The organism is Phycicoccus sp. Soil802 (genome assembly GCF_001429605.1).
In the GTDB taxonomy this organism is placed as follows: domain Bacteria; phylum Actinomycetota; class Actinomycetes; order Actinomycetales; family Dermatophilaceae; genus Pedococcus.
The window spans coordinates 188,283-214,471 of sequence record NZ_LMSS01000001.1; the positions used below are offsets into that span (position 1 = coordinate 188,283).

Below are 26,189 nucleotides of genomic sequence, written 5' to 3' on the forward strand. Positions count from 1 at the left end.
GGCCGTCACCGGGAGGCGTGCGCCTCGACCGCGGCCAGGACGTCGGTGACGCGCAGGAAGGGCAACGGGTGCATCACCTTGGCCACCTGCGGTGCGAACGCGGGGGAGTCGGCCAGCACCTGCCGCGCAGGTCCGTCCGCGATGACCTCACCCTCGGCGAGGAGCACGACCCGGGTGGCGACCTCGGCCGCGAGCTCCACGTCGTGGGTGGCGACCACCACGGCGCAGCCCGCGGCGGCCCGCTCGGCGAGGATCGTGGTGAGGCGGTCCTTGGCGGCGTAGTCGAGACCACGGGTGGGCTCGTCGAGCAGGAGCAGCGCGGTGCCGCGGGCGAGGACCAGGCTCAGGGCGACGGACATCCGCTGCCCCTCCGACAGGTCTGCCGTGCGGTGCCCGCGGAGGCCGTCGAGGCCGGGCGCGAGCCGGTCGAGCACGGCGTGGGTCGTCCCGGACGCCAGGCCCTGGGCGGCGTCGTGCGCCGCCAGCTGCTTCGACACGGTCGCGTCGGCCAGGAGGTCCCCTGGGTCCTGGGGTGCCAGGGCAGCGGGCTCGGTCGCGACCACCCGACCGGACGTCGGCGACAGCGATCCGTCGAGGGTGGCGAGAAGGGTGGACTTGCCGGAGCCGTTGCGACCCATCAGCGCGACGACCTCGCCGGGCGCGACGCGCAGGTCGACCGTGCGCAGCGCGATGACGGTGTCGCGCACGACGCTGAGCCGCCGCGCGTCGACGAGTGGGGCGGGGGTGGCTGCGGTGGTGGTGCGAGCGGAGGGGGTTGAGGACGCGGTCGTCGCCGCGCCGGTCGCCGCGGGGAGGGCCGAGCCGGCCACCGCGCGGGTCGCCGCGCCGGTGTGGGGGGCCGGTGCCGCAGCGGAGAGGTCGAGCGTGGACCTGAGGGTGCGGGCCGACCGCCGGGCCTCGCGCACGGACAGGGCAAGCCGGTGCCAGCCCAGCCGGAGCCCGAGCTCGACCACGGGCGGGCGGAGGGGCGAGTCCGCCATGGCCGCAGCCGGGTCGAGCGGTCCGCGCACCCGCCCGGACTCCACCAGCAGCACGGCATCGGCGTGGTGCACGACGCGCTCGAGCCGGTGCTCGGCCACCACCACGGTGGTGCCGACGTCGTGCACCAGGCGGTGCAGGATCGCCAGCACGTCCTCCGCGGCGACCGGGTCCAGGGCCGAGGTGGGCTCGTCGAGCACCAGCACCCGCGGTCCCGCGACGAGGGCCACTGCGATCGCCACCCGCTGCTGCTGGCCCCCGGACAGGTCGGCGACCGGTCGCGACCTCAGGTCGGCGATGCCGAGCAGGTCGAGGGTCTCCTCCACCTGGCGCTGACCGGCGTGAGCATCGGCGTCCCGAGCGCGCACTCCCGCGGCGATGACGGACTCCACCGTCCCGGCGCCGAGGGCGCCGGCGGGGTCCTGGGGCACCAGGCCGACGAGCGGCCGAGGACCGACCGGGTCGGCGGCGTGCAGGTCGGCCCCGTCGACCAGCACCCGGCCGGCGAGGCGGGCGGACGACTGGTCGGGGTCGCGGGCCAGGCCGGCGTCGAGGCACCGCAGGAGTGAGGACTTGCCCGACCCGGTCGGGCCGACGACGAGCAGCAGCTCACCCTCGGGGACCCCGAAGGTGACGTCGCGCAGGACCGGCCGCGCGGCATACGCGAGGGTCACGCCCTCGAACTCGATCACGGTGCGAACCCTAGAGTGGGGGGATGAGCGATGCGTGGACGTGGACCTACCTCGACGCCGACGGTGCGGAGCTGAGCGGCGAAGGGCTGGTGACGACGGCGTTCCCGTCGCAGTCCGACGCCGAGAACTGGTTCGGCGAGTCGTGGCACGACCTGACCGAGCTCGGGGTTGACGCCGTCACGCTGTTCCACGAGGGTCGCCAGGTCTATGGACCGATGAGCCTGCGGGCGGCGGAGTAGCCGACCCACCAGCCGGCCGTCAGGAGGGGAAGTCGCCGCGCTTGACGAGCGGGCGCGGCATCCGCGAGCGACGCAGCTGGAAGCCGCGCATCGCCGCGTACATCGCGAGCCCGCGGCCGACCTTGTCCTCGCCGAACTTGGCGACGAGCTTGGCCTTGAGCCGCCGCCACATCAGGAAGCCGTCGACCGCGGCGGCCAGCAGGAGGCCGTAGACGCCGATCGACACGGCCGCGAACACGGCCGGGACGCGGATGAACGACAGGGCCAGCACGACGATCATCACCGGCAGCATGAACTCGCCGAGGTTCCAGCGGGCATCCACGTAGTCGCGGATGTAACGCCGCACCGGTCCCTTGTCGCGAGCCGGCAGGTGGGCGTCGTCGCCGGTCACCATGGCCGCTCGCTGCTTCAGCTGGGCCTCACGACGCTTGTCGCGGTCGACGCCGCGAGCCGCCTTGCGGTCGGTCACGACCAGGGGACGACGGTTCGCGGCCTCCTGGTCCTTGCGCTTGGGCGTGGGCCGGTTCTTGGCGCCCTCACGGGGGGCAGTCGCGACCGTCTCGGCCTGCTGCTCGTTCAGGGTCTTGTTGCGTCCAAACACAGGCTCACTGTATGCCGTCGGAGCAGGTTCCCTTGAATCCGTGCCAGCGGGGGGCTCAGGGCACCCAGCGCAAGGTCGCACCGTCGGCCACGTGAATCCACTCGCCACCCAGGCCTCAGCTTTATCGGGTCTGGCAGGAACCTTGAGCTTCGCTCGACTTCGGTACCCGTGCGAGGGTCAACCTTCTTGCTAGACCCGATAAAGCTGCACGGGGGAGGGCGGGTCGGAGCCACCCGTTAGGCTCCCGACCGTGACTGACGACGTGCTGACCGACGACCAGATCTCCACCCTCAGGGACACCGTTGCCGGCCTCATGCCGGGCCTGCGCACAGACCTCGAAGACCTCACCCGCATCCCGAGCGTGAGCCTCGACGCGTTCGACCAGGCCCATGTGGAGGCCAGCGCCGAGGCGACCGCCGCGCTGCTGCGGGCCGAGGGGCTCGACGTCGAGATCGTCCGCGAGGGGGGCCGCCCCGCCGTCATCGGGCACGTCGACGGACCCGAGGGTGCGCCGACCGTGCTGCTCTACGCCCACCACGACGTGCAGCCGCCCGGCGACGACCAGGACTGGGACAGCCCGCCCTTCGAGCCGACCGAGCGCGACGGCCGGCTCTACGGCCGGGGCGCCGCCGACGACAAGGCCGGGATCATGGCCCACCTCGCCGCGCTGCGGGCCCACGCCGGGGCCCTGCCGGTCGGCGTCACCGTCTTCGTCGAGGGCGAGGAGGAGATCGGCTCCGACTCGCTGCCGACCCTGCTGGAGAAGCACGGCGAGAAGCTGCGCGCCGATGCCATCGTGCTGGCCGACTCGACCAACTGGGCCATCGGCGAGCCCGCGCTCACGACCACCCTGCGTGGCCTGATCCGCGTCGTCGTGACCGTGACGACCCTCGACCACGGGGTGCACTCGGGCATGTTCGGCGGCGCCGTCCCCGATGCCCTGACCCCTCTGGTGCGGATCCTCGCCAGCCTCCACGACGACGCCGGCGACGTCGCCATCGCCGGGCTGAAGTCGGGCACGGCGAGCGACCTCGACTTCGACGAGGCCCGCCTGCGTGCGGAGTCGGGGCTGCTCGACGGTGTCGAGGTCATCGGCACCGGCAGCCTGCTCGACCGGATCTGGGCGAAGCCGACCGCCACCGTCATCGGCATCGACGCGCCGTCCGTCGCGAAGTCGTCGAACACCCTGGTGCCGAGTGCCAGCGCGAAGGTCTCCATCCGCCTTGCGCCCGACGAGGTCCCCCTCGAGGCGTATGCCGCGGTGCAGCGCCACATCGAGGCGAACACCCCGTGGGGCGCCCGGGTCGAGGTGCACCTCGACGACCAGGGCGCGGGGTTCGACGCGCACGCCGACGGCCCGGTCTACGACCAGGCGCGGGCCGCCTTCACCGACGCCTGGGGCGTCGTGCCCGTCGACATCGGCGTCGGCGGGTCGATCCCGTTCGTCGCCTCGTTCGCAGCGAAGTTCCCCGACGCGGCGATCCTCGTGACCGGCGTCGAGGATCCCGACACGCGGGCCCACGGCGCCAACGAGTCGCTGCACCTCGGGGAGTTCGAGAAGGTCTGTGTGGCCGAGGCCGTCCTCCTGGCCCGGCTCGGGGCCATGCCCCGGTGACCGAGTTCCCCGTCCTGCCCCGGGACTTCACCTTCGGGGTCGCCTCCGCGGCCTACCAGGTCGAGGGCGCCGTCAACGAGGACGGCCGCGGTCGCTCGGTCTGGGACACCTTCTGCGACAAGCCCGGAGCGATCGCGGGTGGGGAGAGCGGAGCCGTCGCCTGCGACCACTACCACCACTACCGCGAGGACGTGGCGCTGCTCAAGGTCCTCGGCGTCGACAGCTACCGGTTCTCGATCTCGTGGCCGCGCATCCTGCCCACCGGTGCCGGTGCGGTGAACGCCGCCGGGCTGGACTTCTACGACCGCTTGGTCGACGAGCTGCTCGACGCCGGCATCGAGCCGACGGCCACGCTCTTCCACTGGGACACCCCGCAGTCCCTCGAGGACCGCGGGGGATGGACCGGTCGCGAGATCACCGAGCACTTCGCGGCATACGCAGGGATCGTCGGTGAGCGGCTCGGTGACCGGGTGGCGCGGTGGATGCCGCTCAACGAGCCCAACGTCGTCACCATGCTGGGCTACGCGATCGGCAACCACGCGCCGGGCCGCTCGCTCGGGTTCGAGGCGCTGCCGGTCGTGCACCACCTGCTCCTCGGGCACGGGCTCGCGACGCAGGCGCTGCGCGCGGCCGGCTGCCGCGAGATCGGCATCGCGAGCAACCACGCCCCCGTGTGGCCGGCCTCGCCGGAGCCGCAGGACGTGGAGGCGGCCCAGTTCTACGACAACCTCTGGAACTGGATGTTCGCCGACCCGGTGCTGCTCGGCCGCTACCCCGTCGAGGGCACCGAGCAGGGCTTCCCGACCTACCGCGACGGCGACCTCCCCACCATCGCCCAGCCCCTCGACTGGTTCGGGATCAACTACTACAACCCCGCGCGCATCGGTGCGCCCGGGCTGGCGCCCGACAGCTCCCAGCTCGACGGCGCCGAGCTGCCGCCGGGGCTGCCGTTCGAGGCCCGCCGCATCGAGGGCTACGAGCGCACCGACTTCGACTGGCCGATCGTCCCGGACGGCCTGGCCCAGATCGTGCGTACCTTCCGCGACCGGTATGCCGCGCAGCTGCCGCCGCTGTACGTGACCGAGAGCGGCTGCTCGTTCCACGACGACCCCGTCGACGGTCGGGTGCGCGACCCGCGACGGATCGCCTACCACGACGCCCACCTGCGGGCACTGGCCGACGAGATCCGCGACGGCGCCGACGTGCGCGGCTACTTCGCCTGGTCGGCGACCGACAACTTCGAGTGGGCGGCGGGCTACGCCGAGCGGTTCGGGCTGGTCCACGTCGACTACCGGACCCAGGTCCGCACCCCCAAGGACTCCTACCACTGGTACCGCGACCTCATCGCGCACACCCGAGCGAACGGAACGCAGTCATGAGCCCCAGCACCACCACCCGCACCCACGACGTCGTCGTCTTCGGGGCCACCGGCTTCGTCGGGCGCCTGGTCGCCGCCTACCTCGCGGAGCACGCACCCGCGGGCACCCGCATCGCCCTGGCCGGGCGCTCCGAGCGCCGGCTCGAGGAGGTGCGGTCGGGGCTGCCGGCCGCGGCCCGCGACTGGCCACTGGTCGTGGCTGACGCCGCTGACCCCGCCTCGCTGCGCGCCATGGCGGAGTCGACGACCGCGGTCGCGTCGACCGTCGGCCCCTACCTGCGCTACGGCCTGCCGCTGGTCGAGGCGTGCGCCGACGCAGGCACCCACTACGCCGACCTCACCGGTGAGGTGCTGTTCGTCCGCCGCGCGATCGACGCCGTCGACGCCCGCGCGCAGGAGACCGGCGCGCGCATCGTCACGGCCTGTGGCTACGACTCGATCCCGTCCGACCTCGGGGTGCACCTGCTGCACCAGCGTGCGGTCGCCGATGGCGCTGGCGCCCTGCTCGACACGACCCTGCACGCCAAGTCGAAGGGCGGCCTGAGCGGCGGCACGATCGACTCCTCCCGGGCCCAGCTCGAGGCGGTGGCGGCCGACAGGTCGCTGCGCAAGGTCATCTTCGACGCCTACGCCCTCAGCCCCGACCGGGCCGCCGAGCCCGACCTGGGCAAGGAGCGCGACGCGAGCGCGGTCTTCGTGGACGCAGAGACGGGCGACTGGGTCGGGCCGTTCATCATGGCCGGCTTCAACACCCGGATCGTGCGTCGTAGCAACGCCCTTCGCGACCACGCCTACGGCCGTCGGTTCCGCTACCGCGAGGTGAGCGCGTACGGCAAGGGGTTGCGTGGCCGCCGCCGGGCCACCGTCTTCACGGGGCTGCTGGGCCTGGCCTACGCCGGTCTGGCCCACCCCCGCACCCGGCCGATCGTCGACCGCCTCGCCCCTTCGCCCGGCGAGGGACCGAGCGAGCAGGCCCGGTCGTCGGGGTGGTTCGCGATGAAGATCCGGACCACCACGGAGACCGGCCGCCGCTACCTCGCCACCGTGGCCGCCCAGGGCGACCCCGGGTATGCCGCCACAGCCGTCATGCTCGGTGAGTCCGCGCTGTGCCTGGCCCTCGACGGTCCGTCGCTGCCAGCCGCCGCGGGCGTGCTCACCCCGTCGACCGCCATGGGTGACGCGCTGGTCGACCGGCTCCGCGCGCGGGACTTCACGATGACCGTGGACGAGCTGCCCGACCGCCCCTGAACTCGGTCGGGTCAGCCCGCCCACGGCGGGTGCGGCTGCCTACAGCGAGACCCGCCACACCTCTCCGCCGCTCGGACAGACCGAGCACGTCGGGATGCAGGCATCGCGACCGCGGATCGCCACACCATACGGTGCGATGGCGTCGCAGACGACGACCCCGGGGGAGTCGCTGCGTGACATCGTGAGCATGGCCGATCCTCCTGCGTGGGGCGCGGATCCCTGCAGATCACCCAGTATGGGCAGGCTCGCCTGCGTTTGGACTCCCTCAGGAGGACTAGTCCTCGCCGGGGCGTGCCGGCCACCACCCTGGGCAGCCGGGCCACCGGGTTCGCAGTCCCTGAAAATCAGCCGGGCGAAGGTGTCAACCATTCCGCCGCTCGGTGCGACTCTCAGGGTGTGACCCCAATCCTGCGCGACGCCGGCCCGGGGGAGATCCTTCCCTCGGGGTCGAACGCGTCCGCCGTCGGGCGCGACGTCGCGGTGCCGCTGCTGTTCCGGGCCCACGGAGTGAGCCTGGTCCGGTTGGGCTACTGCCTCACCGGTGACCGGGGCGCGGCGGAGGAGGCCGTCCAGGACGCCTTCGTCTCGCTGTACCGCAACTGGGACACCCTGCGGGACCGGTCGGTCGCGCTGCCCTACCTGCGGGTCGCGCTGGTCAACCGGTGCCGGTCGGTGCACCGCAGCCGGGCCCGCACCGTCCGCGCGACCGAGCCGCTGACCCCCGAGGTCGCCACGTTGCCGGGCGCGGACGGGGCAGCCATCGCCCACGACGAGTCGGTGCGACTCGCTGCCGTGGTGCGCGAGCTCCCGCAGCGCCAACGCGAGGTGGTGGTCTGCCGCTACTACCTCGACCTGACCGAACGCCAGACCGCCGACCTGCTCGAGGTGTCCGTGGGCTCGGTCAAGAAGCACGCCAGCCGGGCGCTGGCCACCCTGCACGACCGCTTGGAGGTGGCGCCGTGAGCGACGTGGACGACGTGACCGCGATGGAGGCAAGGACCCGTTCGGCGCTGCACCGTGCGACCGACGGACTGCTGGTGACCGAGGACGACATGGACCGACTGGAGGGCGAGCTCATGACACTGTTGGAGACGAGGCCGTCGGAGGGCAAGGTTGCCCGCCGAGGTCGCTGGGAATGGGGAGTGGCTGCGGCAGCCGTGGCGGCGCTGGTCCTGGGTGGGGCGGCGCTGTGGCAGGTCAACCACGAGCAGACGGCCCCGGCGGTGCCGGCACCCGCACCGGCGCCGACCTGGCCGCTGGTCCCGCCCGAGCTGGTCGGGCTCTGGCAGAACCAGCCGGACAGCGAGTGGCTCTGGGAGTTCAGCGCGGATGGCCGGGTCTTCAACACCGACACACCGGTTGCCTACCTGCGTGGCGCACAGACCGCGCGAGGCGACGGCGCTCCCAGGACCCTCGGCACCCGAGAGGGCGACCTCTACACCTGGGCCCAGACCACCAAGGCCGGCTCGCAGGACGAGTGCGACAAGCTACGCATCCACGTCGACGGTCCGGACGCTGCCACTCTCACCCCCGGGTGTACGACCGGAGAGCAATGGGTCCTGCACCTGGAGCGGGTGTCGCCGCGCTCTGCGGCGGCTGGCGCCCTCGAGCCGAGGTTCCCCACCGAGGCCGCCCGCACCGTGACGGTCACGTCGCAGCTCGAGGGCACCTGGGTCAACGAGGCGACCGAGCAGGTGCTGGCCGTGGGGCAGGTGGAGTCGGGCGCCGCGCTCACCTACGTCCTCGACGACGACGGCGACGGCGCGGTCGACCCCGACCTGCGTGGTCTGCTCACGGTCGGCTCGGACGGCTCGGTGCGACCGGTTCCCGGATCGGGCACCGGCGACGGGTGTGCGCCCGTCTTCACGAAGGTGGTGTCCAGGACCGCGACGCTCACGACGACGAGCGGACCGGACGGCTGCTTCCCGACCGGGAGCACGCAGACCTGGCTGCGGCTCAACTGACCCGGACCGCTAGTCCCGGTGGGTCTCCCCGGGGAGGGCGAGCATCTGGTCGAGGGCGACCCGGGCGTGGTGAGCCACGTCCGGGTCGACCCGGATCGGGTTGACGACGCGGCCGGCCACGAGTGACTCGAGGGTCCACACGAGGTGGGGCAGGTCGATCCGGTTCATCGTCGAGCAGTAGCAGACGTTCTTCTCGAGGAACGAGATCTGCTGCTCGGGGAACTGCGCGGCGAGACGCCGCACGAGGTTGAGCTCGGTGCCGACGACCCACTTGGTGCCCGCCGGGGCGGCTGCGATGGTCTTGATGATCTTCTCGGTCGAGCCGACCTCGTCAGCGGCTTCCACGACCTCGTGCTGGCACTCCGGGTGGACGATCACCTTGACGTCGGGGATCTCGCGCCGGGCCTGCTCGACCGCGGCGAGGCTGAACCGCCCGTGCACCGAGCAGTGGCCGCGCCACAGGATCATCGTGGCGTCCTCGAGCTCCTGCCGGGTCAGGCCACCCATCGGCTTGTGCGGGTCGAAGACGACGCACCCGTCGAGCTCGCCGCCGAGGTCGCGGACGTAGGTGTTGCGGCCCAGGTGCTGGTCGGGCAGGAAGAGCACCTTGCCGCCCTCGCCGGCCTGGTCGAGGGCCCAGGTGAGGGCCGTGCGCGCGTTGGAGGAGGTGCAGATGGTGCCACCGTGGCGGCCGGTGAAGGCCTTGATCGCCGCGGAGGAGTTCATGTAGGTGACCGGGATGGTCCGGTCCGCCACCCCGGCCTCGACCAGGTCGTCCCAGGCGTCCTCGACCTGCCGGATCGCGGCCATGTCGGCCATCGAGCACCCCGCGGCCAGGTCGGGCAGGATCACGGTCTGCTCGTCGCTGGTGAGGATGTCGGCCGACTCGGCCATGAAGTGGACCCCGCAGAAGACGATGTACGGCGCGTCCGGCCGCGCGGCTGCGTCCTTGGCCAGCTTGAAGGAGTCACCGGTGACGTCGGCGAACTCGATGACCTCGTCGCGCTGGTAGTGGTGCCCGAGCACGAACACCTGGTCGCCGAGGGCCGCCTTGGCCGCGCGGGCGCGCTCGACGAGCCCCGGGTCGGAGGGGGCAGGCAGGTCGCCCGGGCACTCGACGCCGCGCTCGGTGTGCAGGTCGGTACCCCGACCGAGGACCAGCAGCGGGAGAGGGGAGGGACGGGAGTCCGACTGCGTCACAGGAGTGCTCACGCACCGATCGTATGCCGTGTGGTCTCGTGCCCGGCGCCGGCCGCCGGGCTAGGGTCGCGCCCATGGACGACGACCACGCGCTGGCCGCCCTGGGGACGGCGACCTCGGCGATGCTCGCCACGGTGCGCGCCGCTGACCTGGCAGCGGCGGTGCCGTCCTGCCCCGGCTGGTCCGTGACCGACCTCGTCGACCACCTCGGCCGGGTCCACCTCTGGGCCGCCCACAGCGCGCGCGAGGGCGCCCCTCCCGACCCCTACCCGCGGCGCGACCGCGACCAGCCACTCGCGGACTGGTATGCCGCGTGCGCCGAATCGATCGTGTCCACCCTGGCCGGGCTGCCTCCGGACCACCCCTCGTGGAGCTTCTCGGCGGACCCGGCCCACGGGACGGCGGGGTTCTGGCGTCGCCGCCAGTTCCACGAGACCACGGTGCACCACGTCGACGCGTTGCAGGCCGCTGGTCGCGTGCCGGTGTCCGGTCCGGTGGGGCAGGTCCCCGGCCTCACTCCACAGGAGGCGGCCGATGGCGTGGCGGAGGTGTTCGAGGTGATGGCTCCTCGCAGCCTGGTCCGTCACGCGGACCGCGCGCCCCTGGAGGTGATCCCCGCGCCTGAGCCGATCGCCTTGTGTTGCACCGACATCGAGGCGTCGTGGACCGTTCGGGTGGTCGAGGGAGCCGTCGTGCTCGTCGACGGGGTGGCGGAGGGAGCGGTCGCCCGGGTCAGTGGACCCGCGACCCAGCTCTACCTCTCGCTCTGGCACCGCGCCGATGCTGCCGAGCTCTCGGCGGACGGCGACGAGGCAGCCGCCCGCCGGCTGCTCGCTGCCGCCCTGGTGCCGTAGGTGGGCTGACCTAGAGCGGGTGGATCTTGCTGCTGGACATCGCGACGCTGACGGTGTTCTCACCGAAGCGCACGTGGATCCGGTCGCCGGTCACCCGCACGACCGAGCCGAGTCCGTGCCGGTCGTGGGTGACCCGGTCGTTGACGGCGAAGTCCGGGATGACGGGGACCTCTGCGGCGCGGAAGGGGCTGTTGGGCAGGTGGGGCTTCTTGGCGGGCTGACGGGGGCGCATCTGTCTAGTGTGGACCTGTTTGCCGCCAGCCGCCTCCACCGCGCTGGGCATTTGCGCTCAATCCGTGCTCAACGGGGGCAAATTTGTCCCGCCGCTGTCACCCGCACCCGGACTGGAAGGATGGGACCGTGCACGTCGTCATCGCCCCGGACTGCTTCACCGGCACCCTCACCGCCCAGCAGGCCGCGGAGGCGATGGCCCAGGGGTGGGCCTCCAGCGCACCGCACGACCTCCTGACGCTGCGGCCACTGTCCGACGGTGGACCGGGGTTCCTCGACGTCCTCGCGGGGGCCCGGCCCGAGGCGCAGACCCTCGCGGTGACCGTGACCGACCCGCTCGGCCGTGAGGTGCCCGCAGCGCTGCTGGTGGTCGACGACGGTGGCCGCCGCACGGCATACCTCGAGTCGGCGCAGGCGGCCGGCCTCCACCTGCTCGCGGCCGACGAACGCAACCCTGCCCTCACGAGCACGTGGGGCGTGGGACGCCTGCTCGAAGCAGCCCTCGCCGAAGGCGTGAGCCGCATCGTCGTCGGTCTCGGTGGCAGCGCCACCAACGACGCGGGTGCCGGCCTGCTGGCGGCCCTGGGCGCCGGCGCGGCCCACGACCTGGCGCGCGGTGGGCTGGCGCTCTCGGAGATCTCCGACACGGCCCTGCCGGGGCTGGTCGAGGCCCGCGAGCGGTTCCGCGACGTCGAGCTCGTCCTCGCCACCGACGTCGAGTCGCCGCTGCTCGGGCTCCAGGGGGCCAGTGCGGTGTTCAGTCCCCAGAAGGGGGCTTCGCCGGAGGTGGCCCAGGCCCTGGAGGGTGCGCTGGGGCGGTTCGTCGAGGTCGTGCGGCGCACGGTGCCCGAGCAGACCGACCTGCTGACCGGCACGGCCAGGCGGCTGGACAAGACGCCCGGCGCCGGAGCCGCAGGCGGGCTGGGCTACGCGCTGCTGCTGCTCGGCGGCACCCGGGTCAGTGGCGTGGGGGAGGTCCTCGAGGCGGTCGGGCTGCGCGAGCTGCTGCGGGCGGCCGACCTCGTGGTCACGGGGGAGGGCTCCTTCGACTGGCAGAGCCTGCAGGGCAAGGTCGTGGCGGGGGTCGCGGGGCTTGCCCTCGAGACGGCCACCCCCAGCGTCGTGATCGCCGGCCAGGCGCTCGTGGGTCGCCGGGAGGCCATGACGCTGGGGTTGTCCGGGAGCTATGCGGTGGCCGAGACGCCCGCCCAGGTGGAGGCGGCCATGACCGATCCGGTCGGCACCCTCGCGGCGCGAACCGCCCGAGTGGCGGCCACCTGGTCCCCTCGCGCCTGAGCGCGTCGTACAGTGGAGTGGCGCGGGGAACATTTCGCGCGAACCGTGGGTTGGCACCAGTGGCCGACCTCCACCGACATGAAGGACGCATCACCATGAGTGTTCAGGACCAGACCGCTGCGGCGACCACCGTCGACGCCACCGAGGCGCCCGCCGAGGCCACGCACGGCGTGCTCCTCACTGATGTCGCTGCCGCCAAGGTGAAGTCCCTGCTCGAGCAGGAGGGTCGTGACGACCTGCGCCTGCGCGTCGGAGTCCAGCCCGGCGGCTGCTCCGGCCTCATCTACCAGCTGTACTTCGACGAGCGCACCCTCGACGGTGACCTCGTCCGCGACTTCGACGGTGTCGAGGTCGTCGTCGACCGGATGAGCGCGCCCTACCTCGAGAACGCGAGCATCGACTTCGCCGACACGATCGAGAAGCAGGGCTTCACCATCGACAACCCCAACGCCGGCAGCTCCTGCGCCTGCGGCGACTCCTTCAGCTGATCGAGCACAGCAGCTGATCGAGCACTGCAGCTGAGCAAGCATCGGCTGAGCACCGTCGAAGGGCCCGTCACCACTGGTGCCGGGCCCTTCGCTCGTCTGTCGGCACCGGACCAGCGCTAGCGGTACTCGGGGTTCGGGTAGTCGAACCGGGCACCCGCGTCCCACTCGGTGCGCTGGTTGCCCCCGACCGGGAAGCCGCCCGCGGCCTTCAGCAGCGCCGCGAGGTGCATGAGGTTCCAGGTCATGAACGTGGTGTTCCGCTGGGTGAACTCGTTCTCGGGGCCGCCGCTGCCCGGGTCGAGGTACGACGGACCGGGTCCCGCCTCGCCGATCCACCCGGCGTCCGCAGCCGGTGGGATCGAGTAGCCGATGTGCTGCAGGCTGTAGAGGATGTTGGACGAGCAGTGCTTGATGCCGTCCTCGTTGCCGGTGATGATCGCGCCGCCGACCTTGCCGTAGTAGACGTACTGACCAGCCGCGTTGGTCATCGACGAGCCGGCGTAGAGGCGCTCGATCACCTGCTTGGTGATGCTGGAGTTGTCGCCCAGCCAGATCGGCCCGGCGACCACGAGGATGTCGGAGTCGAGGATCCGCGCGAACAGCGTCGGCCACTCGTCGCGGTCCCACCCGTGCTCGGTCATGTCGACGTAGACACCCGTGGCGATGTCGTGGTCGACGGCCCGGATCAGCTCGACGTCGACGCCGTGCTTGCGCATGATGCCCGCACTGATGTCGACCAGCGCCTGGGTGTTGCTGGTCTCGGGCGAGCGCTTGAGGGTGCAGTTGACGAAGGTGGCGCGCAGGCCGGTGAAGTCGAACGCGGCGATCTCGGGCTCGGTCATGGACCGACTGTGCCCCCTGCTGGCCGGTCACGGCAATGCTCAGAGGTCGCTGCGCGCGGTGAACCTCCACAACAGGTAGGTTTTCGTCCCGTGCAGATAGCCATCACGGGTTCCATCGCCACCGACCACCTGATGACCTTCAAGGGCAGGTTCCGCGACAGCCTCGTCGTCGAGCAGCTCGACAAGGTCTCGCTGTCGTTCCTCGCGGACGACCTCGAGGTCCGCCGGGGCGGGGTGGCCGCGAACATCGCGTTCGGCATGGCCAACCTCGGCCAGCGACCGATCCTCGTGGGGGCGGTGGGGGAGGACTTCGCCGACTACCGCAGCTGGCTCGAGCGCCACGGCGTCGACTGCCACTCGGTGCACGTGTCCGAGTCCAAGCACACCGCCCGCTTCGTCTGCACCACGGACGAGGACATGGCCCAGATCGCCACCTTCTACGCCGGCGCGATGAGCGAGGCACGGGCCATCGAGCTCGACCCCATCGCCCACCGCGTGGGCGGGCTCGACCTCGTCCTGGTCGGCGCCAACGACCCCGAGGCGATGCTGCGCCACACGCGCGAGTGCCGGTCCCGCGGCATACCGTTCGCGGCCGACCCGAGCCAGCAGCTCGCCTTCGCGGACGGCCAGACCATCCGCCAGCTCATCGACGGCGCGGACTTCCTGCTCACCAACGAGTACGAGGCGGCGTTGACCGAGCAGAAGACCGGCTGGGATGCCGACGAGATCGCCGACCGGGTGCACACCCGGGTCATCACGCGGGGCAAGGACGGCGTGTCCATCGAGCGCAAGGGCGAGGAGACCATCGAGGTCTCGGTCGCCCGCGAGGTGCGCCGAGCCGACCCGACCGGTGTCGGTGACGCGTTCCGGGCCGGCTTCCTCACCGGCCTGGCGGCCGACCTGGGGCTGCGGCACTCCGCCGAGCTCGGGTCGATGCTGGCGACGTACGTCATCGAGACCGTGGGCACCCAGGAGTACACGCTGGGCAAGGCGAGCTTCCTCCAGCGGCTGGCGGACGCCTACGGCCAGGAGTCGGCGGACGCCATCGAACCCCACATCGCCTGCATCGCCCCGTAGGGACCGGTGCACCGGTGGTGACCGCCGAGCCGGTCGAACCCCTGCCCACCAGCTGGGTCTTCGACCTCAGCGAGGTGGACGACGGCGAGGACATGGTCGCCGTCGGGGGTGACCTGCGGGCGGGGACGCTGATCGAGGCCTACCGCAGCGGCGTCTTCCCGATGGGGCTCGGTGAGCTCGGCGCGCGGCCGCTCGGCTGGTGGTCACCGGACCCGCGCGGGGTCCTGCTGCCCGGGGGAGTGCACGCCAGCCGATCGCTCCAGAAGTCGTTGCGGCACTTCGAGATGCGGGTCGACACGGCCTTCCGCGAGGTGGTCGAGGCGTGTGCCGACCCAAATCGCGAGGGCCGCTGGATCACCGACGAGATCATCGACGCCTACACCGAGCTGCACGCGCTCGGCTGGGCCCACAGCGTCGAGACCTGGCAGGACGGCCGGCTCGTCGGAGGGCTGTACGGCATCAACGTCGGCGGGCTCTTCGCCGGGGAGTCGATGTTCCACCGCGTCACCGATGCGTCCAAGGCCGCGGTCGTGGCCACCGCCGGCTACGTCTTCGCCGACGGCGACCCCCGCCGCCTCATCGACGTGCAGTGGGCGACCGACCACCTGCGCACCCTCGGCGTGGTCACGGTGTCCCGTCGCGACTACCTCGCGCGACTCCGCGAGGCCGTGGCGCTCGAGCCGCCGGCGTTCTCCGCCTAGGGGTCCCGGGGCTCACCCCACGGTGCGCACCCGGTATGCCGCGTGCTCGCCGTCCGTGGCCACCTCGCCGAGGTAGTCCTGGCCGCGCATCCGGCACCACGCCGGGATGTCGGCCCGTGCCGCCGGGTCGGTCGCCCACACCTCGACGACGGTGCCGGCGGGCGAGCCCTGGGCGGCCCGGGCGAGCTCGATGACGGGCAACGGGCACCGCAGGCCGCGGGCGTCCACGACGACCTGGGGCTCCGCGGTGGCCGCCGCTTCCTGGTCGCCGGCCGGGCGCTGCGGGCCGGTCACAGTCGCCTGGCCCCGAGCTCGGTCCGCACCGACTCGACCACCTCGGCGATGACGGCGCAGAAGGCACCCACCTGGGCCGCCCGGTCGGGTGCCACGGCGGCCAGGGGCAGCGTGATGCGCACGTTGCCGTGGGTCAGGGCACCCATCGCCGCCAGGACGTGGCTCGGCTCGAGGGTGCTGGCCGTGCAGGCGGAGCCCGAGCCGACCGCGAAGCCCCGTCGGTCGAACTCGCGCACCAGTGCCTCCCCGTCGGCATAGAGCGCCGAGAAGGTCACGACGTGGGGGAGGCGACCCACCGGGTCGCCCACGACCTCGACGTCGGCGACCGCTGCGGCGGCGACCCGGATGAGGTCGACGAGCGCGAACGCCTCGGCGTGCTCGGCCTCGGCCTCGGCCGCGGTCTGCTGCCACGCCTCGGCCGCCGCCAGCGCCAGCGGGACCCACGGCGTGTGGCCCGAGGGCCCGCTGATGGCGGCATCCGGGTCGGCCGGCCCCGGGAGCAACCACCGCGTGCGCCCCGGCACGAACAGGACCCCGAGGCCGCCAGGGCCACCCCAGGAGGCGGCGTCGCCGGCCAGGACGTCGTAGGCCTCGGGCGACGAGGTCCGCCCCAGGGACGCCTGCGCGTCGACCCCGAGCGGCACCCCGACGGACTGGCAGGCCGCGCGGGCCGCCTCGAGGGGCTGGACCGTGCCCACCTCGCCGTTGGCGTGCTGGAGGACGGCGGCCACCGTCCCCGGTGCGGCGACGGCCTGTCGCCACGTGGCGAGGTCCACCCGCCCGGCGTGGTCGACGGCCACCGCGTCGAAGGCCGCCGGGTCGCCAGCGGCGTCGGCCGCATGGCGGCCCGGCACGAGGACCGCAGAGTGCTCGACGGCGGACGCGACCACGCGCGCTCCGCGGCGCCGCGCGGCATACCGGAGGCCGTCGGTCATCCAGCGGACCGCGGTCGGGCCGTCGGGCGCGAAGGCGACCTCCGACGGGCTGACCGAGAGCCCGGTGGCGAGCACCTCGCGGGCCTGGTCGAGCAGCCGTCTCGCGGCCCGTCCTTCGCGGTGCAGGCGGCGCGGATCGGCCCACCCGGCGTCGAGCGCGGCGAGCATCGTCTCCCTGGCTCGCGGGTGCATCGGCCCGGGTGCCGCGTCAAGGACTGCGCGCCCGGGGAGACGGTCGGATTCGCCGCTGGGAGCGTCGTCCGGGGAGGGGTTCGCCACACCCTGACGTTAGCCGCACCCTGACCGGACGGGACGCACCGGCTGGAGTAGGGTTTGGCGCGATGGCCCATCACTGTCTCGAAGAAGGTGCACCGTTGCGTCAGCACGACGTCTCTGCGCCGCGCCCACAGCGGCGGCGGACTGCTCAGAGGAGAACGACCACGGCTCTCGGGCTGTCGCTCGTCGCCCTCGCCCTCGCCCTCTCCGGCTGCGCCGGGCGCGTCCAGGACGGCTTCCTGCCGCGCGCCGTGACCGAGGGTGGCGAACGCGTCACCTCGCTCTGGAACGGCGCCTGGATCGCGGCGCTGCTCGTGGGCGTCCTCGTCTGGGGCCTGATCGGCTGGTGCGTGGTCGCCTACCGCCGCAAGAAGGACGACACCGCCCTGCCGGTGCAGCTGCGCTACAACGTGCCGATGGAGATCCTCTACACGATCGTCCCGGTCTTCATGATCGCGGTGCTCTTCTACTACACCGCCCGTGACGAGGCAGCCCTGCTCGACACCTCCAAGCACCCCGACGTCGTCGTCAACGTGGTGGGCAAGAAGTGGAGCTGGGACTTCAACTACGTGAACGAGCAGACCTACGAGAGCGGCACCCAGGCCGAGCTCACGGGGGAGCCCGGCACCGAGGAGAACCTCCCGACCCTCTACCTGCCGGTCGACAAGCGCACCGAGTTCGTCCTGACCTCGCGCGACGTCATCCACTCGTTCTGGGTGCCGGCCTTCCTGCAGAAGCTCGACATGATCCCCGGTCGGGTCAACAAGTTCCAGGTCTTCCCGACCGAGACCGGTGACTTCAAGGGCAAGTGTGCCGAGCTCTGCGGCGCCTACCACTCGCGGATGCTGTTCAACGTCAAGGTCGTCGACCAGGCCACCTACGACGCGCACATCGCCGACCTCAAGGCCCAGGGCAACACCGGTCAGCTCGACAACAGCCTGAACCCGTCCAAGGTCATGGACGAGGACACGCACCTCATCCCGAGCGCAGGGAGCAACTGATGGCAGCGGCAACCGAGTCGACCGCCGGGACCTACTACCGGTCCACCGAGGCCACCGCGACCCGCCGGCTCACCAAGGGCCAGACCGTCGTCAAGTGGGCGTCGACCACCGACCACAAGGTGATCGGCAACCTCTACTTCATCACCTCGTTCATCTTCTTCATCTTCGGTGGCGTGCTCGCCCTGCTGATCCGGGCCGAGCTGTTCCAGCCCGGGCTGCAGGTCGTCGACAACCCCGACCAGTTCAACCAGCTGTTCACGATGCACGGCACGATCATGCTGCTGCTGTTCGCGACGCCGCTGTTCGCCGGGTTCGCCAACGCGCTGATGCCGATCCAGATCGGTGCGCCCGACGTCGCGTTCCCGCGGCTCAACATGTTCGCCTACTGGCTCTACCTCTTCGGTGGCCTGATCGCCTCCGCGGGCTTCCTCACGCCATCGGGTGCGGCGTCGTTCGGCTGGTTCGCCTACTCGCCGCTGTCGGACGCCTCCAACACCCCCGGTCTCGGTGGCGACCTGTGGGTCTTCGGCCTCGCGCTCGGTGGTTTCGGCACCATCCTCGGTGCGGTCAACTTCATCACCACGATCATCTGCATGCGCGCTCCGGGCATGACGATGTTCCGGATGCCGATCTTCACCTGGACGATCCTGGTCACCAGCCTGCTCGTGCTGATGGCGTTCCCGGTGCTGGCCTCCGCCCTGCTGGCCCTCGGCGCCGACCGCAAGTTCGGGGCGCAGATCTTCGAGGCCGACAACGGCGGCCCGATGCTGTGGCAACACCTGTTCTGGTTCTTCGGCCACCCCGAGGTCTACATCATCGCGCTGCCGTTCTTCGGGATCATCTCCGAGATCCTCCCGGTGTTCTCGCGCAAGCCGATCTTCGGCTACAAGACCCTGGTCTTCGCGACCATCGGCATCGCGGCCCTGTCGGTCACCGTCTGGGCGCACCACATGTACGCGACCGGCCAGGTCCTGCTCCCGTTCTTCGCGGTCATGACGATGCTCATCGCCGTGCCCACCGGCGTGAAGTTCTTCAACTGGATCGGCACGATGTGGGGCGGCAAGCTCTCCTTCGAGACGCCGATGCTCTGGGCGATCGGCTTCCTCGTCACGTTCCTCTTCGGCGGCCTGACCGGCATCATCCTGTCCAGCCCGGCCCTCGACTTCCACCTGTCCGACAGCTACTTCGTGGTGGCGCACTTCCACTACGTGGTGTTCGGCACCGTGGTCTTCGCGATGTTCGCCGGCTTCTACTTCTGGTGGCCCAAGTTCACCGGGCGGATGCTCGACGAGACGCTGGGCAAGATCCACTTCTGGATGCTGTTCATCGGCTTCCACACCACCTTCCTCATCCAGCACGTGCTGGGCGTCGACGGCATGCCGCGTCGCTACGCCGACTACCTGCCCGAGGACGGCTTCACGTGGATGAACCAGCTGTCCACCTTCGGCGCGTTCCTGCTCGCGGCGTCGACGCTCCCGTTCCTCTACAACGTCTGGAAGACCTGGCGCACCGCGCCGCTGGTCGAGACCGACGACCCGTGGGGCTACGGCGCATCGCTGGAGTGGGCCACTTCGTGCCCGCCGCCGCGGCACAACTTCGACACGATCCCGCGGATCCGCTCCGAGCGGCCGGCCTTCGACCTGCACCACCCCGAGGCGGCCCCGCTGTCCGGTGTGCACGCCGACCCCGACACGCTGACCCGGATCATGGCCGAGACCCGCACGGGCGAGGAGCACGTCACGGGCGAGTACGACCACGACAAGCACCCGCGGTACCACGAGGAGCGTGACTGACCCGTGAAGATCGAGTACAAGCTCTTCATCGTCCTGGCGGCCTTCTTCGCCCCCGTCGGCCTCGCCTACGGCATCTTCACCGACTGGAAGGAGCCGGTCGGACCGGCCGGTCTGTTCCTGTCCGCGGGGCTGGGCGCGATGATCGCGTTCTACCTGTGGGCCACCGCCCGCCGGCTCCCCGAGCGCCCCGAGGACAACCCCGGTGGGGAGATCGCCGAGCACGAGGGTGAGTACGGCTTCTTCAGCCCGCACTCCTGGTGGCCGCTGCCCCTGGCCGGCGCGGCGGCGATCTGCTTCCTGGGTCTGGCGGTCGGCTGGTGGCTGTTCATCATCGGAGCCACCTTCGGCGTGGTCGCCCTGGTGGGCTGGACCTTCGAGTACTTCAAGGGCCCGCACGCCGTCTGAGCACGCTTGCGTGGCCGATCGGCCGGGTGTGACCCGCAGGGGTCACCCCCGGCCGTTCTCGTGCCCACTCCGAGGGGCCGGTTGCGCGGTAGTGCAGGCGGTTGCCTGTAGTTGCCATGGATGAGGGGCATCGTCGTGGTGTCAGGGGCATCGCCGTCGAGCAGGTAGACTGACCTCCGGTCCGCGCAGGGGCGGGCCGTCGGTCTCTCCGGGGGCTGGGGCTCAGGGGGCCTGGCGCGAACTCGTGATCGCCCGGCCAGACACAGTTGCATAGCCAACCATTCAGGCCTGTCCGGCGTCTGTCGGGATGACGGCCATCGTCGGGCGGGTCCTGCGGCTGTGGCCGAGGACGCGACACGACACGCTGTTCAGATCACGCACAGGGCGCCACGACGGCGCAGAGCACAGGAGTACACGTGGTGGGTAGGACTCGAGGGGCACGACTGGCCGTGGCCGCGACCATGGTCGCGGGGCTGGCCCTGGTCGCTGGGTGTTCGGGCGGCGTCGACAGCCCGGCGACCGACGACGTGGCCGGCTCCAGCTCCTCGTCGTCCTCCTCCTCGTCGTCGGCGACTGCCACGCCGGCCGAGCTGACCATCACGCCGGCCAAGGGCGCCACGGGCGTGCTCCCGACCGAGCCCGTGGTGGTCACGGCCACCAGCGGCACCCTCGGTGAGGTCACCGTCACCGACGCCACGGGCCGCAAGGTCGCGGGCGAGCTGGGCGACGACGGCACGTGGACCTCCAGCGGGCTGCTGGCTCCCAGCGCGGCATACACGGTCAGCGCGACCGCCACCGGCGAGGACGGCACGCCGTCCACCACGACCTCGACCTTCAAGACCCTGAAGCCCAAGGTCACCGCGACCTACGGCATCCTCAACTCCGGTGAGACCGTCGGCGTCGGTATGCCGGCCAGCATCCAGTTCGACTCGGCCGTCACCACCGCGAAGATGCGCGCCGAGGTCGAGAAGCGGGTCACGGTCACCACCTCGCCCAAGCAGGCCGGGGCGTGGGGCTGGCTCGACAACCGCCAGCTGATGTGGCGTCCGGCGTACTACTGGAAGCCCGGCACCAAGGTCACCATCACCGCACCGCTGACCGGCGTCCAGACGGGCGAGGGCAAGTGGGTCGGCAACGACGACAGCGCCAGCTTCACGGTGGGCTCGTCGATGGTCTCCACGGTCGACATCAAGGGTCACCACATGACGGTCCGTCGTGGCGGCCAGGTCATCAAGGTGATCCCGGTCAGCACCGGTCGCCCCGGCGCCACCACCGAGACCCGGTCGGGGACCAAGGTGATCATCCGCAAGGAGGGTCACGTCACGATGGACTCGACGACCATCGGCATCCCCAAGGGCAAGCCCGGCTACTACAAGGAGGAGACGGACTGGAATCTGCGGGTCACCTGGACCGGTGAGTACCTCCACTCCGCCCCGTGGTCGGTGGGTGCCCAGGGCAACGCCAACGTCAGCCACGGCTGCGTGAACATGTCGCCGGCCAACGCCAAGTGGATGTTCGAGAACTCCAAGGTCGGTGACGTGGTGACCTTCAAGGGGTCCAACCGCCCGTTCCTGCCGACCGAGGGCATCGGTGTCTGGCAGTACTCGTTCGCGAAGTGGAAGGCGCAGAGCGCCCTCGCCTGAGCCTTGCCCGCCGAGGGCGCGAGGGGAGCCCGGGGCGCTGCGAGTCATCGCCCGGTGAGGCGGCGACCCTCGAGTGTCGCCCGGTGAGTCGGCGCCGGGTGTGTCATGGTTCAAGGGTGCACCGGACCCGCCTGCTCGTGACCTGCTCGGTGCTGGCCGTGCTCGGGCTCGCCGGGTGTGCCGACTCGTCGGGCGCCGACGCGGTCGGCAGCGCCGCCACCACCACGACGAGCCCGACCAGCGCCCGCACCACGACGACGACCACCACGACCACCGTGTCCGCGGCCTCGTCCGCGACTGCGGTCGTCCCGGTCAGCAAGCTGATCGTCTTCGTCGTCGAGAACCACTCGCTCGCGCAGATGCGCGCGCAGATGCCCTACACCTACAAGCTCGCGCAGACCTACGGCTACGCGACCAGCTACTTCGGGGTGCGCCACCCGTCCCTGCCCAACTACATCGCCATCGCGTCGGGCAGCACCCACCTCGTCACCACGAACAAGGCCCCGGCCGACAACGTCCCCGTGCACGGACCCTCGGTCTTCGGCCGGACGATCTCGGCGGGGCTCAAGGCCGCGGTCTACGTGGACGCCATGCCCGGCAACTGCGCCCTGGTGTCCAGCGGGCGGTACGCCGTGAAGCACAACCCGTGGCCCTACTTCGTCGACGAGCGGGCGCTCTGCCGCAAGTACGACCTGCCGGTCTCGGCGCTCGGGCCCGCCGTCGACGGAGGCTCCCTGCCGAACGCCGCGATGGTCGTCCCCGACCTGTGCCACGACGCGCACGACTGCAGCCTCGCCACGGCCGACCGGTGGTTCCAGGGGTGGATGACCAGGATCCAGGCCGGCCCGGACTGGAAGGCCGGTCGGCTCGCCGTCGTGCTCACCGCCGACGAGGACGACAAGACCGCCGGCAACCGGGTGCTCACGGTCGTGGCGCACCCCAGCCAACGACACCGGGTGGTGACGGCCCGGCTCGACCACTACTCGCTGGCCCGGCTCTACGCCGAGGTCACCGGCACCGAGCCGCTCGGCCGCGCGAAGACCGCCACCTCGATGGCCACGAGCTTCCACCTGCCGCTGCGCTGACGGGCGGCACGCCGCGTCGATGCTCAGTCCCAGCCGAGGGCGTGGAGCCGCTCGTCGTCGATGCCGAAGTGGTGGGCGATCTCGTGCACCACGGTCACGGCGATCTCGTCGAGCAGGTCGTCACGGTCCTCGCACATCCGGGTCAGCGGCCCGCGAAAGATGGTGATCCGGTCGGGGAGTGCGCCCGCCCACGCGTCGCCGCGCTCGGTCAGGGGTGTCCCGTCGTAGACGCCGAGCAGGTCCGGGTCGTCGGCGGGCGGCTCGTCCTCGACGAAGAAGACCACGTTGTCGAGCAGCCGCATCAGCTCCGGCGGCACCGCGTCCAACGCATCCCCGACCGCCAGCTCGAACTCCGCCGCGTCCATCTCGACCACGGACCCAGCCTGCCACGAGCGGGCCGCACCGCAGACAGCGGTATGCCGCCCGCTCGAGCTGAGCGGGCGGCATACGGCGTCGTGAGCGGTCAGGGGCGCTTGGGGGGCTCCCTGCGGGCGCTCTCGAGGGCGGGGCGGGTCTCGTCGTCGCTGGCCTCGATGGCACCGATCGACTCGTGGCCGTGGCCGTCGTGGTGGGCGGCGGCGAGCTCAGCCGGCGTGACCGGGTTGATCGAGTCGCTGAAGTAGAACCGGGACAGTGCCGAGCGGGCCTTGTCCTTGCGCGCGGTGGGCGAGACCACGCCGTGCTCGTCGGTCGCCCGCTCCAGGGTGAGGACCTCGTGGGGGTCGTGCTGCACGAGGTTCCAGCGGGTGAACTCGTCGAGCGGCTCGTGCTGCTCGAAGAACTTCCCGTCGGCGGTGCGGATGATGCGACCGGTCTCGCGGCCGTGCAGGACCAGGTCGCGGTCCTTGCGCTGCAGCGACAGGCAGATCCGCTTGGTCACCCAGAACACCAGTGGGGGAGCGATGAAGAACGCCGCCCGCAGGATGTGGGTGATGTCGTTGATGGACAGGTGCAGCTTGATCGCCATCAGGTCGTTGCCGGCGGCGAACATGAGCACGCCGTAGGCCGTCAGCGCTGCCATGCCCAGCCCCGTGCGGGTGGGGTTGTTGCGCGGCCGGTCGAGCAGGTGGTGCTCGCGGGTGTCGCCGGTCACCCACCGCTCGAGGAACGGGTAGACGGCCATCAGCCCGTACATCACGGGGATCAGCAGGATCGCGCCGATCATGACGTTGAACGAGAAGGTGAACCCGAACGCGGTGAACTCCAGCCAGCCCGGCAGCAGGCGCAGCGCTCCGTCGGCGAAGCCCATGTACCAGTCCGGTTGGGACCCCGCCGTCACGGGCGACGGGTCGTACGGCCCGTAGGCCCAGATCGGGTTGATCGTGACCAGGCCCGAGATGAGCGAGATGACACCGAAGACGATGAAGAAGAAGCCACCGGCCTTAGCCGCGTAGACCGGCATCACCGGGAAGCCGACGACGTTGTCGTTGGTGCGACCCGGCCCGGGGAACTGGGTGTGCTTGTGCACGAACACCAGCCCGATGTGCGCCGTGAACAGGCCGACCAGGATCGCCGGGAGCAGCAGCACGTGGATCGAGAACAGGCGGGGGATGATCGCCTCGCCCGGGAACGGGCCGTCGAACAGCGCGAACGACAGGTAGGAGCCGAGCACGGGCACCGAGCGCATGAAGCCCTCGGCGGCGCGCAGGCCGGTGCCGGACAGCAGGTCGTCGGGGAGCGAGTAGCCCGCGAAGCCCTCGACCAGGGCCAGCATCGACAGGATGCAGCCGATCACCCAGTTGATCTCGCGCGGCTTGCGGAACGCGCCGGTGAAGAAGACGCGGAGCATGTGGACCGACAGCGCCACGATGAACATCAGCGCGGCCCAGTGGTGGATCTGGCGGATCAGCAGGCCACCGCGGATGTCGAACGAGATGTCGACGGTGGAGCGGAACGCCTCGGACATCGTGATGCCACGCAACGGCAGGTAGGAGCCGTCGTAGACGACCTGACCGGCGCTCGGGACGAACCAGAAGGTGAGGAAGGTGCCCGACAGCAGGCAGATGATCATGGAGTACATGGCGACTTCGCCGAGCATGAACGACCAGTGCTCGGGGAAGACCTTCTTCATGAGGTAGCCCACGGGCTTGGCGGCGCCGGTGCGGTCGTCGAGCCAGCCGGCCACTCCACCGACGGCCTTCAGGGCGGGGGCGGTGGGTGCCTCGGGCGTGGCGTCGTCCTTGCGCAGGCGATCGATGGGGTCGGCCGACCCGCTGCGTCCGTTGCTGCTCATGCGGAACCACGCTCCCAGAAACTCGGACCGACAGCCTCACGGAACGGGGCGTCGGCCACCAGGTAACCCTCGGAATCGACGGTGATCTTCAGCTGCGGCAAGGGGCGCTTGGCCGGGCCGAAGATGACCTTGCAGTCCTGCGTCACGTCGAACGTCGACTGGTGGCAGGGGCAGAGCAGGTGGTGCGTCTGCTGCTCGTACAGACCCACGGGGCAACCGACGTGGGTGCAGATCTTGGAGTAGGCGACGATGCCCTCGTGGCCCCAGTCGCGTTCCTTCTGGGGCTTGATGTCCTCGGGGTTGAGGCGCATCAGGAGCACTGCCGCCTTGGCCTTGTCCTCGAGGACGTGCTCGGAGTCCTTGATCGACTCGGGGAGCACGTGGAAGACCGAGCCGATGGTGACCTGGTCGGCGCGGATCGGCGTGCGCTCGGGGTCGCGGACGAGCCGGTCGCCCTTCTTCCACATGGTCGTGGACAGCTGGTCCTTCGGGAGCGGGCCCAGTCCACCGACCAGCGGCAGCAGGATCGCGAGCGGCGGCAGTGCCAGCGCGCCGGCGAGTGAGAACTTGATGAGGGGGCGGCGCCCGAGCTGGGCCTTCTCGCCCCCGTCCATGAGGTTGGTGACGACCCGCTGGCGGTCCTCGTCACTCGCTCGCTGGGTGTGGCGGTACTCGACCGACTCGGAGTCGGGCATCAGGGTCTTGGCCCAGTGCACGGCGCCGACGCCGCACCCGAGCAGGGCCAGCGCCATGGTGATCCCGAGGACCACGTTGTAGATGCTGGCGTTGCCAATGCCGGGGATGAAGCCCGACTTCTCGGGGTCGATGGCGAAGTAGGCCACGATGAAGAGGATGGTGCCGAGGCTGGAGAGCCCGAAGAGCGCCGCGACCTGCTTCTCGGCGCGCTTGGCGCCCTTCTCGTCCAGGTCGGCCATCCGCGCGACGTGCGGGGGAAGGCCCGGGTCCTCGAAGCGGGCCGGCAGACCGCCGGTGCCCTCGACGTGGCCCTGGTCGAGGCGGACCGCCGTCGAGCCGTAGCCGTCGCCAGTGCCGACGACCTCGCCGTGCGGCGTGTCGTGTTCGCTCATCGTGTCGTCGA

Annotated in this window: 27 protein-coding genes; 16 read left to right on the forward strand and 11 right to left on the reverse strand. The window is 71.3% G+C overall.

Annotation, left to right across the window (positions count from 1 at the left end; genetic code table 11):
* Nucleotides 1–5 precede the first annotated feature (5 nt).
* Entirely contained in the window at nt 6–1,691 is a 1,686-nt protein-coding gene (locus ASG91_RS00815; RefSeq protein ID WP_056920725.1) for an ATP-binding cassette domain-containing protein, read from the reverse strand.
* Nucleotides 1,692–1,714: 23 nt separating this feature from the next.
* On the opposite strand from ASG91_RS00815, the gene ASG91_RS00820 reads away from it, so the two are divergent.
* The gene (locus tag ASG91_RS00820; protein ID WP_056920726.1) at nt 1,715–1,930 is read left to right on the forward strand and encodes a hypothetical protein; all 216 of its coding nucleotides are present in this window, start codon (nt 1,715–1,717) and stop codon (nt 1,928–1,930) included.
* A 19-nt stretch (nt 1,931–1,949) separates the two neighbouring features.
* Here the strand turns inward: ASG91_RS00820 and ASG91_RS00825 are convergent, their stop codons facing one another.
* Nucleotides 1,950–2,531, reverse strand: coding sequence for a DUF3043 domain-containing protein (locus ASG91_RS00825; protein WP_056920727.1), 582 nt, complete (start codon nt 2,529–2,531; stop codon nt 1,950–1,952).
* A gap of 250 nt (nt 2,532–2,781) precedes the next feature.
* Between ASG91_RS00825 and ASG91_RS00830 the strand changes: the two genes are divergently transcribed.
* The 3 genes from ASG91_RS00830 to ASG91_RS00840 are packed head-to-tail and all read left to right on the forward strand — an operon-like array spanning nt 2,782 to nt 6,772.
* On the forward strand, nt 2,782–4,146 hold the full coding sequence (locus ASG91_RS00830; protein ID WP_056920728.1) for a dipeptidase: 1,365 nt from the start codon (nt 2,782–2,784) through the stop codon (nt 4,144–4,146).
* Nucleotides 4,143–5,525: a GH1 family beta-glucosidase gene (locus ASG91_RS00835; RefSeq protein WP_056920729.1), complete on the forward strand. Its 1,383-nt coding sequence runs from the start codon at nt 4,143–4,145 to the stop codon at nt 5,523–5,525. The genes ASG91_RS00830 and ASG91_RS00835 overlap by 4 nt, the downstream gene beginning before the upstream one ends.
* Nucleotides 5,522–6,772 (forward strand): trans-acting enoyl reductase family protein, encoded by a 1,251-nt coding sequence (locus ASG91_RS00840; protein ID WP_056920730.1) that lies wholly within the window; start codon nt 5,522–5,524, stop codon nt 6,770–6,772. The genes ASG91_RS00835 and ASG91_RS00840 overlap by 4 nt, the downstream gene beginning before the upstream one ends.
* Nucleotides 6,773–6,811: 39 nt before the next feature.
* On the opposite strand, the gene ASG91_RS20475 is transcribed toward ASG91_RS00840, so the two are convergent.
* Nucleotides 6,812–6,961, reverse strand: coding sequence for a hypothetical protein (locus ASG91_RS20475; RefSeq protein WP_157582025.1), 150 nt, complete (start codon nt 6,959–6,961; stop codon nt 6,812–6,814).
* Nucleotides 6,962–7,168: 207 nt separating this feature from the next.
* On the opposite strand from ASG91_RS20475, the gene ASG91_RS00845 reads away from it, so the two are divergent.
* Both ASG91_RS00845 and ASG91_RS00850 read left to right on the forward strand, forming a co-directional pair.
* Nucleotides 7,169–7,735, forward strand: a complete 567-nt coding sequence (locus ASG91_RS00845) for an RNA polymerase sigma factor (protein ID WP_162257486.1) — start codon at nt 7,169–7,171, stop codon at nt 7,733–7,735.
* On the forward strand, nt 7,732–8,736 hold the full coding sequence (locus ASG91_RS00850; protein ID WP_056920731.1) for a hypothetical protein: 1,005 nt from the start codon (nt 7,732–7,734) through the stop codon (nt 8,734–8,736). Before ASG91_RS00845 ends, ASG91_RS00850 begins: the two co-directional genes overlap by 4 nt.
* A gap of 9 nt (nt 8,737–8,745) precedes the next feature.
* On the opposite strand, the gene nadA is transcribed toward ASG91_RS00850, so the two are convergent.
* On the reverse strand, nt 8,746–9,948 hold the full coding sequence (gene nadA / locus ASG91_RS00855; RefSeq protein WP_235543842.1) for a quinolinate synthase NadA: 1,203 nt from the start codon (nt 9,946–9,948) through the stop codon (nt 8,746–8,748).
* A 62-nt stretch (nt 9,949–10,010) separates the two neighbouring features.
* On the opposite strand from nadA, the gene ASG91_RS00860 reads away from it, so the two are divergent.
* Nucleotides 10,011–10,790 (forward strand): maleylpyruvate isomerase N-terminal domain-containing protein, encoded by a 780-nt coding sequence (locus ASG91_RS00860; protein ID WP_056920733.1) that lies wholly within the window; start codon nt 10,011–10,013, stop codon nt 10,788–10,790.
* A gap of 10 nt (nt 10,791–10,800) precedes the next feature.
* Here the strand turns inward: ASG91_RS00860 and ASG91_RS00865 are convergent, their stop codons facing one another.
* Complete coding sequence (locus tag ASG91_RS00865; protein ID WP_056920734.1) at nt 10,801–11,022, reverse strand: hypothetical protein; 222 nt, start codon at nt 11,020–11,022, stop codon at nt 10,801–10,803.
* Nucleotides 11,023–11,150: 128 nt separating this feature from the next.
* Between ASG91_RS00865 and ASG91_RS00870 the strand changes: the two genes are divergently transcribed.
* Together ASG91_RS00870 and ASG91_RS00875 are read left to right on the forward strand one after the other, a co-directional pair.
* Nucleotides 11,151–12,317, forward strand: a complete 1,167-nt coding sequence (locus ASG91_RS00870; protein WP_056920735.1) for a glycerate kinase — start codon at nt 11,151–11,153, stop codon at nt 12,315–12,317.
* Nucleotides 12,318–12,412: 95 nt separating this feature from the next.
* Nucleotides 12,413–12,805: an iron-sulfur cluster assembly accessory protein gene (locus tag ASG91_RS00875; protein ID WP_056920736.1), complete on the forward strand. Its 393-nt coding sequence runs from the start codon at nt 12,413–12,415 to the stop codon at nt 12,803–12,805.
* Nucleotides 12,806–12,921: 116 nt separating this feature from the next.
* Here the strand turns inward: ASG91_RS00875 and ASG91_RS00880 are convergent, their stop codons facing one another.
* On the reverse strand, nt 12,922–13,647 hold the full coding sequence (locus ASG91_RS00880) for a flavodoxin family protein (RefSeq protein WP_056920737.1): 726 nt from the start codon (nt 13,645–13,647) through the stop codon (nt 12,922–12,924).
* Nucleotides 13,648–13,737: 90 nt separating this feature from the next.
* On the opposite strand from ASG91_RS00880, the gene ASG91_RS00885 reads away from it, so the two are divergent.
* Both ASG91_RS00885 and aat read left to right on the forward strand, forming a co-directional pair.
* Nucleotides 13,738–14,724: a carbohydrate kinase family protein gene (locus ASG91_RS00885; protein ID WP_056920738.1), complete on the forward strand. Its 987-nt coding sequence runs from the start codon at nt 13,738–13,740 to the stop codon at nt 14,722–14,724.
* Nucleotides 14,725–14,741: 17 nt separating this feature from the next.
* A complete protein-coding gene (gene aat, locus ASG91_RS00890) occupies nt 14,742–15,425 on the forward strand; it encodes a leucyl/phenylalanyl-tRNA--protein transferase (protein WP_056921195.1) in 684 nt (227 codons plus the stop codon).
* A gap of 12 nt (nt 15,426–15,437) precedes the next feature.
* Here the strand turns inward: aat and ASG91_RS00895 are convergent, their stop codons facing one another.
* Together ASG91_RS00895 and ASG91_RS00900 are read right to left on the reverse strand one after the other, a co-directional pair.
* A complete protein-coding gene (locus ASG91_RS00895; RefSeq protein ID WP_056920739.1) occupies nt 15,438–15,719 on the reverse strand; it encodes a sulfurtransferase TusA family protein in 282 nt (93 codons plus the stop codon).
* Entirely contained in the window at nt 15,716–16,933 is a 1,218-nt protein-coding gene (locus ASG91_RS00900) for an aminotransferase class V-fold PLP-dependent enzyme (protein WP_235545296.1), read from the reverse strand. The genes ASG91_RS00895 and ASG91_RS00900 overlap by 4 nt, the downstream gene beginning before the upstream one ends.
* Before the next feature lie 95 nt (nt 16,934–17,028).
* Between ASG91_RS00900 and coxB the strand changes: the two genes are divergently transcribed.
* The 5 genes from coxB (at nt 17,029) to ASG91_RS00925 (ending at nt 22,857) form a co-directional block, all read left to right on the forward strand.
* Nucleotides 17,029–17,931, forward strand: coding sequence for a cytochrome c oxidase subunit II (gene coxB, locus ASG91_RS00905; protein ID WP_235545298.1), 903 nt, complete (start codon nt 17,029–17,031; stop codon nt 17,929–17,931).
* Entirely contained in the window at nt 17,931–19,724 is a 1,794-nt protein-coding gene (ctaD, locus tag ASG91_RS00910; RefSeq protein ID WP_056920741.1) for a cytochrome c oxidase subunit I, read from the forward strand. Before coxB ends, ctaD begins: the two co-directional genes overlap by 1 nt.
* Before the next feature lie 3 nt (nt 19,725–19,727).
* A complete protein-coding gene (locus tag ASG91_RS00915; RefSeq protein WP_056920742.1) occupies nt 19,728–20,129 on the forward strand; it encodes a cytochrome c oxidase subunit 4 in 402 nt (133 codons plus the stop codon).
* A gap of 449 nt (nt 20,130–20,578) precedes the next feature.
* A complete protein-coding gene (locus tag ASG91_RS00920) occupies nt 20,579–21,772 on the forward strand; it encodes an Ig-like domain-containing protein (RefSeq protein WP_235545300.1) in 1,194 nt (397 codons plus the stop codon).
* 116 nt (nt 21,773–21,888) lie between these two features.
* Nucleotides 21,889–22,857, forward strand: a complete 969-nt coding sequence (locus ASG91_RS00925; RefSeq protein WP_056920743.1) for an alkaline phosphatase family protein — start codon at nt 21,889–21,891, stop codon at nt 22,855–22,857.
* Nucleotides 22,858–22,880: 23 nt separating this feature from the next.
* Here the strand turns inward: ASG91_RS00925 and ASG91_RS00930 are convergent, their stop codons facing one another.
* The 3 genes from ASG91_RS00930 to ASG91_RS00940 all read right to left on the reverse strand — a co-directional run bounded on the left by ASG91_RS00930 (nt 22,881) and on the right by ASG91_RS00940 (nt 26,178).
* Nucleotides 22,881–23,222 (reverse strand): metallopeptidase family protein, encoded by a 342-nt coding sequence (locus ASG91_RS00930; RefSeq protein ID WP_200961210.1) that lies wholly within the window; start codon nt 23,220–23,222, stop codon nt 22,881–22,883.
* A gap of 98 nt (nt 23,223–23,320) precedes the next feature.
* Entirely contained in the window at nt 23,321–25,090 is a 1,770-nt protein-coding gene (locus tag ASG91_RS00935; protein ID WP_056920745.1) for a ubiquinol-cytochrome c reductase cytochrome b subunit, read from the reverse strand.
* Nucleotides 25,087–26,178, reverse strand: a complete 1,092-nt coding sequence (locus ASG91_RS00940; protein WP_056920746.1) for a ubiquinol-cytochrome c reductase iron-sulfur subunit — start codon at nt 26,176–26,178, stop codon at nt 25,087–25,089. Before ASG91_RS00940 ends, ASG91_RS00935 begins: the two co-directional genes overlap by 4 nt.
* Nucleotides 26,179–26,189 lie beyond the last annotated feature (11 nt).

What these genes read in the sequence shown, in the direction of transcription:
- ASG91_RS00935 (WP_056920745.1), bottom strand. Translation starts at nt 25,090, where the DNA reads ATGAGCAGCAACGGACGCAGCGGGTCGGCCGACCCCATCGATCGCCTG.
- ASG91_RS00840 (WP_056920730.1), top strand. Translation starts at nt 5,522, where the DNA reads ATGAGCCCCAGCACCACCACCCGCACCCACGACGTCGTCGTCTTCGGG.
- ASG91_RS00940 (WP_056920746.1), bottom strand. Translation starts at nt 26,178, where the DNA reads ATGAGCGAACACGACACGCCGCACGGCGAGGTCGTCGGCACTGGCGAC.
- ASG91_RS00880 (WP_056920737.1), bottom strand. Translation starts at nt 13,647, where the DNA reads ATGACCGAGCCCGAGATCGCCGCGTTCGACTTCACCGGCCTGCGCGCC.
- ctaD (WP_056920741.1), top strand. Translation starts at nt 17,931, where the DNA reads ATGGCAGCGGCAACCGAGTCGACCGCCGGGACCTACTACCGGTCCACC.
- ASG91_RS00930 (WP_200961210.1), bottom strand. Translation starts at nt 23,222, where the DNA reads ATGGACGCGGCGGAGTTCGAGCTGGCGGTCGGGGATGCGTTGGACGCG.
- ASG91_RS00820 (WP_056920726.1), top strand. Translation starts at nt 1,715, where the DNA reads ATGAGCGATGCGTGGACGTGGACCTACCTCGACGCCGACGGTGCGGAG.
- ASG91_RS00865 (WP_056920734.1), bottom strand. Translation starts at nt 11,022, where the DNA reads ATGCGCCCCCGTCAGCCCGCCAAGAAGCCCCACCTGCCCAACAGCCCC.
- ASG91_RS00860 (WP_056920733.1), top strand. Translation starts at nt 10,011, where the DNA reads ATGGACGACGACCACGCGCTGGCCGCCCTGGGGACGGCGACCTCGGCG.
- ASG91_RS20475 (WP_157582025.1), bottom strand. Translation starts at nt 6,961, where the DNA reads ATGCTCACGATGTCACGCAGCGACTCCCCCGGGGTCGTCGTCTGCGAC.
- ASG91_RS00875 (WP_056920736.1), top strand. Translation starts at nt 12,413, where the DNA reads ATGAGTGTTCAGGACCAGACCGCTGCGGCGACCACCGTCGACGCCACC.